Consider the following 14,290-nt stretch of genomic DNA (forward strand, 5'->3'; position numbering starts at 1 on the left):
GCGTTACGGCTCCCGTAGCCGCTCGAGTCGCTCGAGCGTCTCCGCATCCTCGGGGTCCTTGTCGTGGCGGACGCCGAGGAATCGCGGGAATCGCAGGGCGTAGCCCGACGAGTACGTCGGCGAAGTCTGGATCTCCTCGTAGCCGACCTCGAAGACGATCGCGGGCGCGATGTCGACCGCCTGCCCGTCTTCGTTCGCGACGTGGGGCTCGAGTAGGTCCGTCAGCTCCGCGAGTTGTGCGTCCGTGATTCCGGTCGCGACCTTGCCGACGGTCTCGAGGTCGCCCGTCGTCTCGTTCCGGACGGAGAGTTCGAAGGTGCCGAGGAACGTCGCCCGGCGGCCCTCGCCCCACTCCGCACCGGTGACGACGCAGTCGAGCGTCTCCACGTCGGGTTTGCGCTTGCGCCAGTGTTTTCCGCGTCGACCCGGCGAGTACGTCGAGTCGGGGTTTTTGAGCATGATCCCCTCGTGGCCCGACTCGAGCGCCTCGGCGTCGATCGCCTCGATCTCGGCTGGGTCGTCGGTGAGCCACAGCAACGAGAGGCCGTCGACGTCCCCAGGATCGGGGCCGTCAGGCTGAGCCGCGGCTAACAGGTCCTCGAGTCGGTCGTGACGGTCGGCCAGCGGCTCCTCGAGCAAGTCCTCGCCATCGGCGTGCAGACAGTCGAAGAAGACGGGGCGGACGGCCACGTCCTCGCGGGCTTTCGCCACGTCGTGCTTTCGTCGGAACCGTTTTAAGACCTCCTGGAACGGGAGCGGCTCGCCAGCCTCGTCGACGGCGACGACCTCACCGTCTATGATCGCCGGACGCTCGAGGGTCTCGGCGGCGTACTCGACGACCTCCGGCAACGCGGCGGTGACGTCTTCCATGTTCCGGGAGTAGACGCGGGTCGACCCCGCCTCGCCCGCTGTCGTCTCGGTTTCGATCCCGTCGGGATCGTGGTGTAACTGGATTCTCGCGCCGTCGTACTTCCACTCGACGGCGGCCTCGTCCCACTCCTCGAGCGCGTCGGTGACGGTGCCGGCCTGGGCGAGCATCGCCTGGACGGGCCGACCCACCGCGAGGTCGACCGCGTCGAGACCGTCCAGCCCCTCCTCGCGGGCGATCCGCGCGACCTGTCCGTAATCGTTGGTCACCTGCAGGGCGCGCTCGACGTTGTCGACCGGGACGTCGAACGCCGCAGCGATAGCGTCTCTGACGGTGCCCTCGCCGACACCGATGCGCATCTCCGAGAGGACGAGTCGGGCGAGATACCGGGTTTCGTCGCTCGAGCAGCGGTTGAACAGCCCGAAGAGCAGGTCGACCTTGCGGTCCTGGCTCCCCGATCCGTCCGCGGCGGCGAGGTCGACGAGCGTCTCGTACACTTCGCGGACGGTGAGCCCGCCCGTGCCGTCGTCACCGCCAGTCGTGAACGCGTTCAGGCCTTGCTGGCCGCCGAAGTCGTAGCTCGCCGCCACGTCGCCGATCTCCCCGCGCTCGGCGAGTCGGTTCTCGACGTCGTCGGCGCTCACGTTCGTCCCAGCCGCGCGGGCGATTGCCTCGTAACAGGTGCTCGGCCCGATGTCGAGCGTCGTCGAGTCCCACGCGGGAACGACCCGTCCCTGGACGAACCGGGCGACGATCTCGAGAGTCTGCGGTTCGCCACGGTCGTCGTCGCTCGCGTCCTCGAGCAGGGCACGCACGTGGTCGACGATTTCCAGGTCGGCAGGCTCGGCTTCGATGGCGGCGGCTCGGTCGGCGAACGTGGCGAACTCCATCGGCGGTCTCTATCGCTGGCAGGAGTAAAACCGTTCTGTGATCTCGCGGGTTGGCGGTCGGACGCTGCGGCATTGGTATCGACGGTCCACCCTAACCGCTCGCTGCGGTGTCACTCGGCTTCGTATCGGACGTCCTTACGCCGGGGAAAAGCGAGTCGTTCGACTGGCTCGAGCGCCGTGGCGTCTCGAGTAGTGTGTTTTAAAGACCGTCGGGCCCGCATCCGGGGTGTATGAGTGAGCCGGAACTCGCGAAGCGAGTCGCTGACGTGCTCGAGGTCGACGCCGAGGGCTTTCGGCAGCGAGCCGAGGAGGACGCCGAGGTGCTCAAAGACGCGGTCGAGGACGGGGCGTTCGACAACCCACAGGCGATCGTCGGCCTCGAATACGAGTTTTACGCGGTCAAAGCCGACGACGGCTCGTTGCGTCGCGTGCCGCGGCGACTGCTCGAGCTGATCGGCTTCGAGAAGGAACTGGGGCTGCACAACGCGGAGATGACGACCAGTCCACAGCCACTCAACGCCCACGGGCTTCGGGCCCAGGAGTCCGAGGTCAAATCCCAACTCGAGGCGGCACTCCGGGTCACCGAAACAGAACGCATGCGACTGGTCAGCGACGCGCTCTGGACGATTCCGCCGGAAGGCGAGCCCGCATCGTCGTATCTCACCGACAGCGTCGAGCGGTCGGTGACCGACGGCGCTGGCCACGAACGACCGATCCGAATCGCGACGAATATGAGCGGGTCCGCCCGGTACCACGCGATGGCGAACACGGATCGTGCCGACGCCGCGGGCATGTGCCTCGACGCACCGAACGTCTCGCTCGAGGCCGATACCGTCATGCCCGAGAGCCTCATCACGTCGATTCAGCCACACTATCAGGTAGCCCACGCCCCCGATCTCCCGCTGTATTTCACCTACGCGCTCCGGATCGCTGGACCGCTGCTCGCACTCGGCGTCAACTCGCCGTTTTTCCCCGCCGACCTCTACGACGACGTGCCAGCCGAGCGGATTCTCGAGGAGGCCTGGATGGAACACCGGATCAGCGTCTTCGAGACCGTGTTGAACGACCCGACGACCGGCGAGGGGAAAGTCAGATTCCCGCGAGACCTGACGGACGTCGACGAAGCCATCGACCGAATCGCGGCCGACGACACGATGGTGCCGATGCCCGTCGAACCCGGTGAGCGCTTCGACGATCAGTTCCCACACTTCCGACGCAAACACGGCACCTACTGGCGGTGGGTCAGGCCGGTGTTCGACGGGTCGACACGGTCGGCTGCGAACGCCCGGATCGAGTTCCGACCGATCCCCGCCCAGCCGACCGTCCGCGACAGCGTCGCCTTCCTCGCGGCCTTCGCGGGGCTGCTCGAGAGTCTGACCCGCCTCGAACACCCCGTCGTCGAACTCGAGTGGGAGCGTGCCCGTGAGAACTTCTACGCCGCGATGCGCGACGGCCTCGAGGCCGACCTGACGTGGATCACGAACGACGGCGAGGAGACGACCGACGCGTTCACACTGTACGACGACCTGCTGGCCCACGCCGAAGACGGTCTGCGAAACCGGGGTCTGAGCAACGAGGAGGCAGCCAAGTACCTCTACCCGCTCCGGCGGCGCGTCCGCCAGGCGGTGACCCCGGCCGACTGGAAGGTCACACAGGTCCGCGAGGAACTCGAGGCGGGCGCTCCCTTCGATGAGGCGCTCGAGACCATGCAACGGCGCTACGTCGACCGCCAGCGGGAGACGCTGCTCGAGGGGAGTTTCGCCGACTGGATCGGCGACTGAAACTGTCAGACAGAGCGCCGAAGCGGATTCGTTGGACGGGAGCGGCGACTTCTCACACTGTCCGACAGTATGAGTCGAACGGCCACCCGAGGGAGTTGCCGACCGCCCCGTTGGCCGGATGAGCGACAGCGGTTAAGTATCCAGCCTCGAGACAGTAGCGTATGGTAACGTTCCTCTCCGGTGGCACCGGAACCCCCAAACTGCTCGACGGTGCTGGTGTGGCGTTCTCGCCGGAGAACACCACCATCGTTGCGAACACGGGCGACGACATCGAACTCGGTGGGCTGTTCGTGTCGCCGGACGTCGACACGCTCCTCTTTCAGGGTGGTGGTGTTCTCGACCGCGAGACGTGGTGGGGTATCGACGGCGATACGCATCGGACGAATGCGGCGCTGATGGATCTCGCGTCGGCGGCGGATCTCCCCGAGGGACCGCAGTATCTGCCGGAAGACCAGCAGACGGCCGGACGCGACCTTGCGAACTGGCGACGGTTTTCGGGCATCGCGGAGTTCATGACGATCGGCGACCGAGACCGAGCCGTCCACATTACGCGAACGAGCCTCATCGACCAGGGCTACACCCTGAGTGAGGCAACCGAGCGGCTCGCCAGCGCGTTCGGTCTCAGCGTCGACCTCCTCCCGATGAGTGACGATCCGGTCGCTAGCCTCGTCCACACCGACGAGGGAATGATGCACTTCCAGGAGTACTGGGTCGGCCACCGGGGCGAGCCGACCGTCGAAACCGTCGAGTTCCGTGGGTCTTCGAACGCCGAGCCCGCTCCCGGCGTCCTCGAGGCCCTCTCCGACACCGTCGTTATCGGTCCGTCGAACCCAGTCACGAGTATCGGTCCGATGCTCGCACTGCCCGGCGTCGCCGACGCACTGGCACAGACGACGGTCGTCGCGGTGTCGCCGTTTCTCGGCGACGAGGTCTTCTCGGGCCCGGCTGGCGACCTGATGGAGGCCGTCAACGCCGAGCCGAGCACCGCCGGACTCGCAACCGCGTACCCGTTCGCCGACGCGTTCGTGATCGACGAGGCCGACGACACCACGTTCGACCGACCCACGTTGCGGACGGACGTCACGATCGACAGCCCCGAGGACGCAAAACGGGTCGTTCGAACCATCGAAGACGCCATCGAAACCGTCAACTGAGTCCGTCCCGTCGACCACGGCCAATGGTCTCGTTTCGGCCCCGACTCGCACTCGCGAGCCTGAGCGGCGAGGCCGACGCCGACTGGGCTCGAGCGGGCGCGACGTACGCTGGAGCCGCGTTTCTCGGCGGTATCGCACTCGACGACGCCTCGAGAGCGGCTGCTCGCGACCTCGTTGAACGCGACCGAGCCGAGTTCCTCCCGCCGGATCCCCTCGCGTTCGTCGACGATCAGCTGGCCGCCCTCACGGACGTCCCCATTCAGCCGGCGTTCAACGTCCGGAGCGCGACGCCCGGCCCGGTCGTCGAGGCCGCCCGCATCTGTCGCGACCGGGATGCGTTACTCGAGATCAACGCCCATTGTCGACAGAACGAACTGTGTGCGGTCGGCTGTGGCGAGACGCTGCTCGCGGACGCCGACCGACTCCAGCGGTACGTCGAGCAGGCGAGCGCCACCGGCGCGACCGTCGGCGTCAAGGTCCGTACCGAGGTGCCGGGCGTCGACCTGGCTGCTCTCGCATGCGACCTCGAGGACGCCGGCGGTACCTTCGTCCACGTCGACGCGATGGACTCGGAGTCGGTGATCGCCGACGTCGTCTCGACGACCGATCTGTTCGTGATCGCCAACAACGGCGTTCGTGACGAGCCAACCGTTCGCGAGTACGTCGAGTACGGCGCTGACGCCGTCAGCGTCGGTCGTCCCAGTGACAACCCAGTCGTGCTCGAGCGGGTTCGCGACGCGGTGGATCGACATCTGGGCGTCGAGGCGACCCGGTGAGATACCGCGACGCGTCGACGGTCGGCAAACCACGAAAGGCCTAACCTCCGGGCCCGCTTGCACCCTGCCATGAGCCTCGAGGAGTTGACCGACGAGATGGCACAGCAGTATACGGACTTCGACGACGAACTCGCAGTCTCGCTCGACCGTGAGACCAGAAACGAACTCGCGTTGCTCGAGACCGCCCTCGAGCCCGAGGAGACGGACGAACTCGTCCGACGGGCGATTCACATGCTCTTTCAGACGACCGTCGAGACGGGGAAACTCGACTTTCACCTCCGGTCGGGCTTCGACGTCACGTACGACGAGTACTTATCTGGGATGACGTTCGGCGAGATGACCGGCGCAGACCAGTACCCGAAACTGGACGACGAGCGCCGTTACAGGTTCTGATCCAGTTCTGGACCAGCTATCCGACGGCGGTCGACCGAGTCTGGATAAATATTATCCCAATAATATACTCAAGTCTTGATAATAGGTCAGCTTATTATCTCTCGTCCCCCGGCTACAGTCATGGCAATCAGTCAGTCCCCGACCGAACCACGATACTGCTGTCCCGAATGTAGCGGCGACGTCACCGCAACCCACGAGTCACTCGTCTGTACGGACTGTGGCTACACCCCACGCCACGGTTCGGACTGAGGCGGATCGCCCCCTGATAGGGCCTAGGTAAGTCATTTCCGACCCAACCACACCTGTCCGGCGGTTGCGCCGGTAAATCGTTCCAGTAATCCGGATGAGTCCGGCGTCCAGTCGACTACACGACCCTCCGAGAAATTCTCTCGAAATGTCGAAGGCGGATACGCCGAGGCACACGCACAGCTACGAGGTTGGTCAACGCATATCGGCGGATTCTGCTCTCGTCCCCTGACCCGCACGGTTCAAGAGGGGTCCAAGGAGTCCAGGGGGAGAAGAAGCGACCGGGTAAGAGAAGCAGCCGAGTCGTCCGTTTTCCGCCCCGTCTCATCTACCGTCGTGGGTCAACCGACAACGCGCCCGGTGGCTCAGTCGTCGATCGGCGCTGCACTCGAGAGCGCTTCGTCGATCTCGGCGTCTTCCATCTTCTCGACTAGGGCGTCGATCACGTCCTCGCGCTTTCCTTTGACGAACTTGATCGAGCCGACAACGAGGTGACCGCCACCGGAGACGCCGCCGCCTGGAACCTCCTCCTCGAGTTCCGAGACCATCCGCGGAATGTCGAGGCGAACGCCGTCACTGCGCAACACGGCGAAGTCGGGACCGTAGCCGACAGTGATGACCGGGTCGCCAGTCTCTTCGATCTTGCGGTCGTGGATCTCACCCGTCGTCTTGCCCGGTGCGGGGAACGTAAAGCGGTGAGCGAAGTTCTCGACGTCGATCCGGTAGAGGTGAGCACCGTTGTCCAGATCCTCGTGTTCTAGATGGGCCATCGCGGCGTCGAGTTGCTCGTCGACTTCCTCGCGGGCGCGTTCGGCGAAGAACTCGATGAGTTCCTCGTGGCGCTCGTCGTCGTCGCTGTCGACCTGGAGGACGTCCTGGATGAGCTGATCGCCGGAGTTGTATCGCAGCCAGAAAGCAGCGTAGTCGAGTGCCTCGCTAACGTCCTGAAGCCGCTCCTCGTCGAAGCCTTCCTCGGCGGCGAGCTCGAGGTAGTCGCCCATCGCATCGGCTTTCGAGCGGTCCGAGAGACCGGCGACGGCGGGGACGTGACGAAGTTCGTCGGTGAGGTCGGGGTAAATCATCCGCGCGAGTTCGACACAGCACATTCCCGTCGTGATGCGGTAATCCTCGTCGTGGAGGTACGGGTTGACGTGGGCGTCGAGCAGATCTTCGACGGCCTCGGGGTCGGGGTGGTGGTGGTCGACGACGGCGATGGGGATGTCGTAGTGAGCCAGCGTCTCGTAGGCTGGTACGTCCTCTGCAGTCGAACCGTTGTCGAGCATCAACAACAACGGCAGTTGCTGACCGTGTTTCTCGCGGTCCTCGAGGGCGAAGTTGAGGTCGCGGGTGGCGTCTTCCATCTCGTAGAACGGTGCCTTCGCGGGCAGTCGCTTGACGAGGTGGCGTGGGGCGTCGTCGTTTTCGTGGACGTCCGCGATGAACCGCTCGAGGGCGATCTGGACGGGGACGGCCGCACACATGCCGTCGCCGTCGGCGTGGTGGCGAACGCGGATCGGGCGACCCTCGAGTACGGTTCGACGGAGCAGTTGTGCGACTTCTTTGAGGTCCGGTCGGAGCTTCTCGAACGCCGGCCAGTCGATCAGCGGCTCGACGTCGTGCGGTTCGGCGCGCGCTTCGATCGCTGCCTCGATACGCTCGCGGGCGTCGGCTGCGACGTCGTCGTCGAGTTTCGAGAGGCCGTCGACCTCGATCTGGACGGACCCGTCGCGGTGTTCCGGGGTGCCAGTGATCCGGACGACGTCGCCGACTTCGACCTGTGGGTAGGCTCGAACGCCTGCCTCTTCGAAGGCGGCACAGGGAACGACGCCGTACTCATCGGCGATGTGGAAGATGGTCGGGCCACCGGTCTGTTTGACCTGGACGACCTCGCCTTCGAGGTGGATCTGCTCGCCGACGTTGGCCTCGAGTCGGTCGGTTCCGGTCAGGGCGTAGTCGTGAGAGACCGCCTGGACGGCGTAGTCGTCGACGTCGATCGGCTCGAAGGCGACGTCGCCGTTGTCGCGAACGGTTTCGAGTTCGACGACGAGTTCATCGCCGACGGCGTAGGTGCCCTCGAGGACGGATTCGTGGACGAGCCCCGAGACCTCGTCGGAGAGATCGACGAAGACGCCGTAGTCGACGATGCCGTTGATCTCGGCGAGATACGGCGTGTCGTGGGAGATGTCATCAACAGTACAGTCTGAATCAAGATCGTAGACGACGGAATACCCGTCGTCGCCGGAATTCCCGGCGGACTCACGCGTCATCGTAGCTCCCTTTTTGCGGTGGTCGCGTATAACCCTTGTCAAGAAGCGAGACGCGCCTCAGAAAGGGAACCGGAAGACGGCGTTTCGATAGGGGAGCTGGCGTTTGGGTACGGGTCCGACTGATCGATCCGCTGGTCGTCGCGTGCGACGGCGGCTGGCATCGGAACGTTTAGCAACCGCAAGCACCGACAATCTGCTATGGGGTTGCTCGACGCGCTGTTTCGCTCGAACGAGATCCTCGGCATCGCCGAGGAGACCCTCGAGTTTGCCCTCGAATCCTCGGAGGCGACCCATCCACACGAGTATATGGGCTTTCTGCGAGGAACGGAGGCGGACGAACTCGGGCTCGACCAGGACGGCCTCGTCATCACGGACATTCTGGTCGTCCCGGGAACGGAGGTCAACAGCGTCAGCGCGACGGTGCGGACGAGCCAGATTCCGAACGACGTCAAGGCACTCGGCAGCGTCCACTCCCACCCAAACGGCGTGATCGAACCCAGCGGCGCGGACCTCGGAACGTTCGGCCGGGGGAGCGTCCACATCATCATCGGCGCGCCGTACCGACGGAACGACTGGCGAGCGTTCGACTCCGAGGGCAAACCGACGACCCTGAACGTCCTCGACGTCGAACTGCCGGACGAAGAGGAGTTTTTCGATTTTACCCAAGACGACATCGACGAGGATCTACGGCGATGACGACAGGATCGACTCACCCGCTCGAGCGACGACACGGCCACCGCGAACTGCCATCTGACTACCGGGCGACAGCAGCTGTACCCACGGCGACGAGGAGGCAGTCGTGACCCGGACCGTCATCGCCCAGGGGACGTTCGACATCGTTCATCCGGGCCACGTTCACTACCTCGAGGAAGCGGCGGCGATGGGGGACGAACTCTACGTCATCGTCGCCCGCCGATCGAACGTCGATCACAAGGAAGCGCCCATCTGCCCCGCGACGCAGCGACGGGAGGTGATCGGCGGGCTCGAGGCCGTCGACGAAGCCATCCTCGGCCACGAAGCGGACATCTTCGTCCCGATCGAAGAACTCGAGCCTGACGTGATTGCGCTGGGCCACGACCAACACCACGACGCGGAGGCCATCGAATCGGAACTCGAGCGCCGCGGGATCGACTGCGAAGTTAGACGCGTCAGCGGCCGTGAACCCGCCACGGAGGACGAAATCCTCTCGACACGACTCATCATCGATCGGATTCTCGAGCGTCGGGGTTGAGTCGGTCGCCGCTCCAGGGAGGTTACGATATCCAACGTAGCTAGCGGCGATATTTGCCAGTACCGACGACACCACGCCGACCTCACTGCCCGTCAAACGACGGGTAGGCGGCGCTATCGGGAGATCACTCGAGTGTGGCTATCGACCTGCGGCAACCGTTTCCTCTATCTGCCCTAAACACCGAAATTTGCCGCCGAGAGGGCCTGTAACCCGCATACTTTTGATTGTGCAGTCCTGATCGATGAGACATGGAGTTGGACCCAACACGACGGACGTTTCTCGCGGGAAGTGCAACGGCTGGCGTCATCGCCGTTGCCGGTTGTACCGGCGGCGAGGAGGACCCGGAGCCCGACCCCGATGAAGACGAGGATCACGACGACCCGGACGATCACGACGACGAGCACACTGACGAAGAGCCAGACGACGAACCGGACGACGACGCAACCGCCCAGTATGAGATCTGGGCGCTCGATCAGGGCCGAGATAACATTCACATTTACGAGCCGGGCGACGGGGACGACGAGTTCGACCACGTCGAGGAGATCGACGTCAACGGTTTCGAAGACGTCCCGGACGAAGGCGTCGTGCCCCACATGATGGACTTCAGTTCCGACTACGAGTACGCGGCCATCGCCTGTACGGCCGGAGGCGGTCAGGGGGCCGGAACACTCGTTTTCCGAACCGAAGACCGAGAACTCGTTGGTGTGATCGACACCGGACCCGGCTCACACATGGCCTCGTTCGATCCGTCCGACGAGTACCTCCACGTCGACGTCATGGGCGACCGGAAGATCGTCCGCGTCGATGCCGACCTCGAGGACGAGACGTTCGAGGTCGTCGACTACATCGAGATCCACGAGAGCGACGTCGTCGCCGAAGCCGGGATCGACTCCGGCGAACCGATCTGTCATCAGTACGACGGACACGGTCGGACGCTGCACACGCTGGGACCGAGCTACCACGACGGCGCGCTCGTGATCGTCGACCACGACGAGTTCGCGGTCGAACGCGCCTACTCCGGCGACGAACTGCCGACTAACTGTGGGACGATGCCCCACCCGACCGAGGACAAGTTCTACCTCACCGCGGGCCTGCCGTCCGATCCCGACGCCGAGGAGGGGACGCTCGAATACGAGGGCGTCGGTGACTACTACGTCTACGACACCGCCGAAGACGAGATCCTCGTCGACGGCGAGAGCACCGACGGGATCGACGCCCACGGCTTCTGGTTCACCCCAGATGGCGAAGAGCTGTGGGTCCTGAACCGCGAGACGAACGACGGCGTCATCGTCGACCCCGAGACCGACGAGGTGATCGAAGAGATCGACGCGTACGGCGAGCACCAGTCGGACGATCCTGACGAGCGCGACGCCCCCGACATCATGTGGGCCTCACCGGACGGCGAGTACATGTTCGTCACGCTCCGCGGCCCGGAACCAGTGTCCGGTGACCCCCACGCTGCGACCGGCGTGATCCCCGGTTTCTCGGTGCTCGACGTCGAGAGCCGCGAGATCGTCGACGTCATCGAACCCGATCCGATCGCAGACTACGATGACGAGGACCTCGAGGACGAGTCGATCCACACGCCGGACTTCCACGGAATCGGCGTCCGACCGACAGCGGAGTTCGACAGCGAGATTCCGAACTCGCCGCCGTTCTAATCGACGCAATCCCCCACTCGTCCGAACTGCTGTTGGTCTCAGTTTTCGATCGCGATCGGTGGCGGAAGCCGTAGTGACTCGACCGTGTGTCCCGTCGCGACGAAGTGTTCGATCGCTCGTTCCGACACCTCCTGTTCGGAGTAGCCCTCAGCCGTCGATAGATTCCACCCACACTCGAGGCAGTACTTGTACATTCGTTGTTCGGGAGTCCATCCGTGGTAGACAGTAGAAAGGCCGATGCAGGAACTCGAAGGGAACGGTACGGACCGCTCGAGATCCGTAAGCGTCGATTACTCGCAGTTTGCGATGAAATTGGTGCTCACGGAAGGATCAACGTGTCACAGTCGAACGCCGTTCGACCACGTGAAACGCCGTGAAACGTCGCAGGAATCCCTCTATTCTCGCTTTGCAGCCGGATTCGTCACCGCACCGTTAGCTGCCGAATCGAAGTCGCGGCCGTATTTCGCCAGCACGCCGCTGTCGTAGGTCGGCTCGGGATCGTACGCCTCGAGTCGTTCGTCGATCTCCTCGTCGGTGAGGTCGACCGACAGCTCGAGGTCGTCGACGTCGATGGTGACGGTGTCGCCGTCCTCGAGTGCGGCGATGGGGCCGCCATCGAACGCCTCGGGAGCGACGTGGCCGATGGAGAGCCCACGCGTGGCGCCGGAGAAGCGGCCGTCGGTGAACAGGGCGACGTCGTCGGCGTGACCCTGCCCGGCAACGGCGCTCGTGACGCCGAGCATCTCGCGCATACCGGGGCCACCCTGGGGACCTTCGTTGCGGATACAGAGAACGTCGCCTTCCTCGACGTTCCCCTCCTGGACGTAGGCCATCGCGTCTTCTTCCTGCTCGAAGACCCGAACGGGGCCCTCGTGATGGAGGTGGTCCTCGCCGGTGATCTTGATGACCGCACCGTCGGGCGCGAGGTTGCCCGTGAGGATACGGATCGCGCCGCGTTCGTGGATGGGGTCCTCGACAGTATGTAAGAAGTCAGCATCGATGTCAGCAACCCGGGGTGGGTCATCACGCTCGAGCGCTTCGGCCATCGTCTCGCCCGTTACGGTCAGTGCGTCACCGTAGAGCAGGTCGGCCTCGAGCAGTTCACGGAGGACGACGGGGACGCCGCCGACCTCGTGGAGGTCGTTCATGACTTTCTTCCCGCCGGGCTGGAGGTCGGCGATCTTCGGGGTCCGGGCACTGATCTCGTTGAAGTCCTCGACCTCGAGATCGATACCGGCTTCGGCGGCGAGTGCGAGCAGATGGAGGACAGCGTTGGTCGATCCGCCGACAGCGACCTGTAACGCGATCGCGTTCTCGAAGGACTCTCGGGAGAGGAAATCGGAGGGACGAAGGCCGTTCTCGACGGCTTCGACGGCGAGTTTTCCGCTCTCGCGGGCGACCGTATAGCGGCCGTGGTGTTCGGCTGGCGGAGACGCCGAGCCAAGCGGCGCGAAGCCGAGCGCCTCGGAGATCGACGACATCGTGTTCGCGGTGAACATGCCGCCACAGGAGCCCGCACCGGGGCAGGCGTGACGTTCCATCTCGTCGAGTTCTTCCTCGGACATCTCGCCGTCGGCGACGGCGCCGACGCCCTCGAAGACGTTCTGGATGGTGACCTCGCGGCCGTCGTGTTCGCCGGGCATGATCGAACCGCCGTAGAGGAAGACGCTCGGGAGATCGGTGCGGATGGCGGCCATCATCATGCCGGGCATGTTCTTGTCACAGCCGCCGATCGTCACGAGGCCATCCATGCGTTCGCCGAAGGCGACCAGTTCGACGGAGTCGGTGATCACTTCGCGGGAGATCAACGACGCTTTCATTCCCTCGGTGCCCATCGAGATCGCATCGGAGATGGTGATCGTCCCGAACTCGATCGGCATGCCGCCGGCCTCGTCGACGCCCTCGATGGCCGACTCGGCGACGTCGTCTAAGTGAACGTTACACGGTGTGATATCCGCCGCGGGGTTTGCCACGCCGATCATCGGCGAGGAGAGGTCGTCGTCGTCGAAGCCCATCGCCCGGAACATCGCCCGGTGTGGAGCTTTCTCGGCGCCCTGGGTCACCTCGTGGCTCTGTAGGCTCTCGTCTTTACCGTAATCGAACGGATCATCGCTGCTCATGCACGGATCTTGGGACGGGCCATCATAAGTTACCCTTTCTTGGCGGAGTTTGTAGTTCACATCTCACATGATGCCGAGCGTCACTGTCGTCACGTAACGGTCGCTTCTCATTGAGTAGGAATATCCTGTGACCTCTTGTCCGATCTGTTCGGATCTCTACTCATGAAGGGTCAGCTAAGGGATAAGTTCACGGAAGATAATGACGGGCAACGGAATTTGCGAGCAGAGATAGCAGTTAGCACAGGCCATTGCCCCTGTCCATTAGAAGAGATCAGCAACAGTTCAGTTATCTCGCATAAGATACTGGGCGATTGCTGTCACATCCTTGCAGAGGGAGGACGAGACGAGCCATGTCCTGAGCAAGTACAGACTGACGTATCGCCGGAGTGTCTCTGTGCCGTGTTTATGGATTACAACTGCGTACCGATCCTGGAAGGGACACGAGACGACGGCATCGTAATTAGCACCTATCTCCCGAATCGGGACGTCCTAAAGGATATCGTGAGTGATCTGCGGGAAGTCGCCGATGACGTCTCGTTGAGGCGGCTCTCGGTACCGACTGACCGGGAGACGAGCGACGTCAGATCTGTCAACCTTTCGGTGTTGACCGAACACGAACAACACACGCTGACAGTGGCGATCGAATCGGGGTACTACAGTTCCCCCCGACAGATCAGTTTCGACGAGTTGGCCTCGAAACTCGAGGTCTCGAAATCGAGCCTCTCGCAACGACTCAGTTCTGCCGAATCGAAGCTTCTTCTGGACCTCCTCGAGCGGTAACTTTCGTTTCGACGTTGCAGCAGGCTGTGGGTCCTGTTCGTTATCTCCAATCCATCGTTCCGATCAGATGCTTATAAAGTGCTAAATTGTTCGCCAACGGGCGGAGGGCCGAATCGATCGTAG

Annotated in this window: 13 protein-coding genes; 9 read left to right on the top strand and 4 right to left on the bottom strand. The window is 63.8% G+C overall.

The window, feature by feature from the left end:
• Positions 1–3: 3 nt before the first annotated feature.
• The gene (ligA, locus tag AArc1_RS08235) at positions 4–1,758 is read right to left on the bottom strand and encodes an ATP-dependent DNA ligase LigA (RefSeq protein ID WP_117363904.1); all 1,755 of its coding nucleotides are present in this window, start codon (positions 1,756–1,758) and stop codon (positions 4–6) included.
• A gap of 230 nt (positions 1,759–1,988) precedes the next feature.
• On the opposite strand from ligA, the gene AArc1_RS08240 reads away from it, so the two are divergent.
• The 5 genes from AArc1_RS08240 to AArc1_RS19500 all read left to right on the top strand — a co-directional run bounded on the left by AArc1_RS08240 (position 1,989) and on the right by AArc1_RS19500 (position 6,111).
• Positions 1,989–3,539 (top strand): hypothetical protein, encoded by a 1,551-nt coding sequence (locus AArc1_RS08240; RefSeq protein ID WP_117363905.1) that lies wholly within the window; start codon positions 1,989–1,991, stop codon positions 3,537–3,539.
• A gap of 161 nt (positions 3,540–3,700) precedes the next feature.
• Positions 3,701–4,693, top strand: a complete 993-nt coding sequence (cofD, locus tag AArc1_RS08245) for a 2-phospho-L-lactate transferase (protein WP_117363906.1) — start codon at positions 3,701–3,703, stop codon at positions 4,691–4,693.
• 23 nt (positions 4,694–4,716) lie between these two features.
• On the top strand, positions 4,717–5,469 hold the full coding sequence (locus AArc1_RS08250; protein WP_117363907.1) for a tRNA-dihydrouridine synthase: 753 nt from the start codon (positions 4,717–4,719) through the stop codon (positions 5,467–5,469).
• Between the two features lie 69 nt (positions 5,470–5,538).
• A complete protein-coding gene (locus AArc1_RS08255; RefSeq protein ID WP_117363908.1) occupies positions 5,539–5,862 on the top strand; it encodes a hypothetical protein in 324 nt (107 codons plus the stop codon).
• 120 nt (positions 5,863–5,982) lie between these two features.
• Positions 5,983–6,111 carry a hypothetical protein gene (locus AArc1_RS19500; protein ID WP_267130098.1) on the top strand — a complete coding sequence of 43 codons (129 nt, stop codon included), beginning with the start codon at positions 5,983–5,985 and terminating at the stop codon, positions 6,109–6,111.
• Between the two features lie 362 nt (positions 6,112–6,473).
• Here AArc1_RS19500 and AArc1_RS08260 read toward each other — a convergent pair whose 3' ends face one another.
• The gene (locus tag AArc1_RS08260) at positions 6,474–8,375 is read right to left on the bottom strand and encodes a DHH family phosphoesterase (protein ID WP_117363909.1); all 1,902 of its coding nucleotides are present in this window, start codon (positions 8,373–8,375) and stop codon (positions 6,474–6,476) included.
• Positions 8,376–8,573: 198 nt separating this feature from the next.
• Between AArc1_RS08260 and AArc1_RS08265 the strand changes: the two genes are divergently transcribed.
• The 3 genes from AArc1_RS08265 to AArc1_RS08275 all read left to right on the top strand — a co-directional run bounded on the left by AArc1_RS08265 (position 8,574) and on the right by AArc1_RS08275 (position 11,267).
• Positions 8,574–9,071, top strand: a complete 498-nt coding sequence (locus AArc1_RS08265; RefSeq protein ID WP_117363910.1) for a Mov34/MPN/PAD-1 family protein — start codon at positions 8,574–8,576, stop codon at positions 9,069–9,071.
• Positions 9,072–9,174: 103 nt separating this feature from the next.
• On the top strand, positions 9,175–9,606 hold the full coding sequence (locus tag AArc1_RS08270; RefSeq protein WP_117363911.1) for an adenylyltransferase/cytidyltransferase family protein: 432 nt from the start codon (positions 9,175–9,177) through the stop codon (positions 9,604–9,606).
• Positions 9,607–9,854: 248 nt separating this feature from the next.
• Positions 9,855–11,267 carry a cell surface protein gene (locus tag AArc1_RS08275; RefSeq protein WP_117363912.1) on the top strand — a complete coding sequence of 471 codons (1,413 nt, stop codon included), beginning with the start codon at positions 9,855–9,857 and terminating at the stop codon, positions 11,265–11,267.
• A gap of 38 nt (positions 11,268–11,305) precedes the next feature.
• On the opposite strand, the gene AArc1_RS19005 is transcribed toward AArc1_RS08275, so the two are convergent.
• Positions 11,306–11,461: a hypothetical protein gene (locus AArc1_RS19005; RefSeq protein ID WP_186336672.1), complete on the bottom strand. Its 156-nt coding sequence runs from the start codon at positions 11,459–11,461 to the stop codon at positions 11,306–11,308.
• 201 nt (positions 11,462–11,662) lie between these two features.
• Positions 11,663–13,387, bottom strand: a complete 1,725-nt coding sequence (gene ilvD, locus AArc1_RS08280; RefSeq protein ID WP_117363913.1) for a dihydroxy-acid dehydratase — start codon at positions 13,385–13,387, stop codon at positions 11,663–11,665.
• Between the two features lie 162 nt (positions 13,388–13,549).
• Here ilvD and AArc1_RS19785 point away from each other — a divergent pair, with 162 nt between their 5' ends.
• Positions 13,550–14,167, top strand: coding sequence for a helix-turn-helix domain-containing protein (locus tag AArc1_RS19785; protein WP_117363914.1), 618 nt, complete (start codon positions 13,550–13,552; stop codon positions 14,165–14,167).
• Positions 14,168–14,290 lie beyond the last annotated feature (123 nt).

It is taken from the genome of Natrarchaeobaculum sulfurireducens, assembly GCF_003430825.1.
Lineage (GTDB): Archaea > Halobacteriota > Halobacteria > Halobacteriales > Natrialbaceae > Natrarchaeobaculum > Natrarchaeobaculum sulfurireducens.

What these genes read in the sequence shown, in the direction of transcription:
- ligA (WP_117363904.1), bottom strand. Translation starts at nt 1,758, where the DNA reads ATGGAGTTCGCCACGTTCGCCGACCGAGCCGCCGCCATCGAAGCCGAG.
- AArc1_RS08240 (WP_117363905.1), top strand. Translation starts at nt 1,989, where the DNA reads ATGAGTGAGCCGGAACTCGCGAAGCGAGTCGCTGACGTGCTCGAGGTC.
- cofD (WP_117363906.1), top strand. Translation starts at nt 3,701, where the DNA reads ATGGTAACGTTCCTCTCCGGTGGCACCGGAACCCCCAAACTGCTCGAC.
- AArc1_RS08250 (WP_117363907.1), top strand. Translation starts at nt 4,717, where the DNA reads ATGGTCTCGTTTCGGCCCCGACTCGCACTCGCGAGCCTGAGCGGCGAG.
- AArc1_RS08255 (WP_117363908.1), top strand. Translation starts at nt 5,539, where the DNA reads ATGAGCCTCGAGGAGTTGACCGACGAGATGGCACAGCAGTATACGGAC.
- AArc1_RS19500 (WP_267130098.1), top strand. Translation starts at nt 5,983, where the DNA reads ATGGCAATCAGTCAGTCCCCGACCGAACCACGATACTGCTGTCCCGAA.
- AArc1_RS08260 (WP_117363909.1), bottom strand. Translation starts at nt 8,375, where the DNA reads ATGACGCGTGAGTCCGCCGGGAATTCCGGCGACGACGGGTATTCCGTC.
- AArc1_RS08265 (WP_117363910.1), top strand. Translation starts at nt 8,574, where the DNA reads ATGGGGTTGCTCGACGCGCTGTTTCGCTCGAACGAGATCCTCGGCATC.
- AArc1_RS08275 (WP_117363912.1), top strand. Translation starts at nt 9,855, where the DNA reads ATGGAGTTGGACCCAACACGACGGACGTTTCTCGCGGGAAGTGCAACG.
- AArc1_RS19005 (WP_186336672.1), bottom strand. Translation starts at nt 11,461, where the DNA reads ATGTACAAGTACTGCCTCGAGTGTGGGTGGAATCTATCGACGGCTGAG.
- ilvD (WP_117363913.1), bottom strand. Translation starts at nt 13,387, where the DNA reads ATGAGCAGCGATGATCCGTTCGATTACGGTAAAGACGAGAGCCTACAG.
- AArc1_RS19785 (WP_117363914.1), top strand. Translation starts at nt 13,550, where the DNA reads ATGAAGGGTCAGCTAAGGGATAAGTTCACGGAAGATAATGACGGGCAA.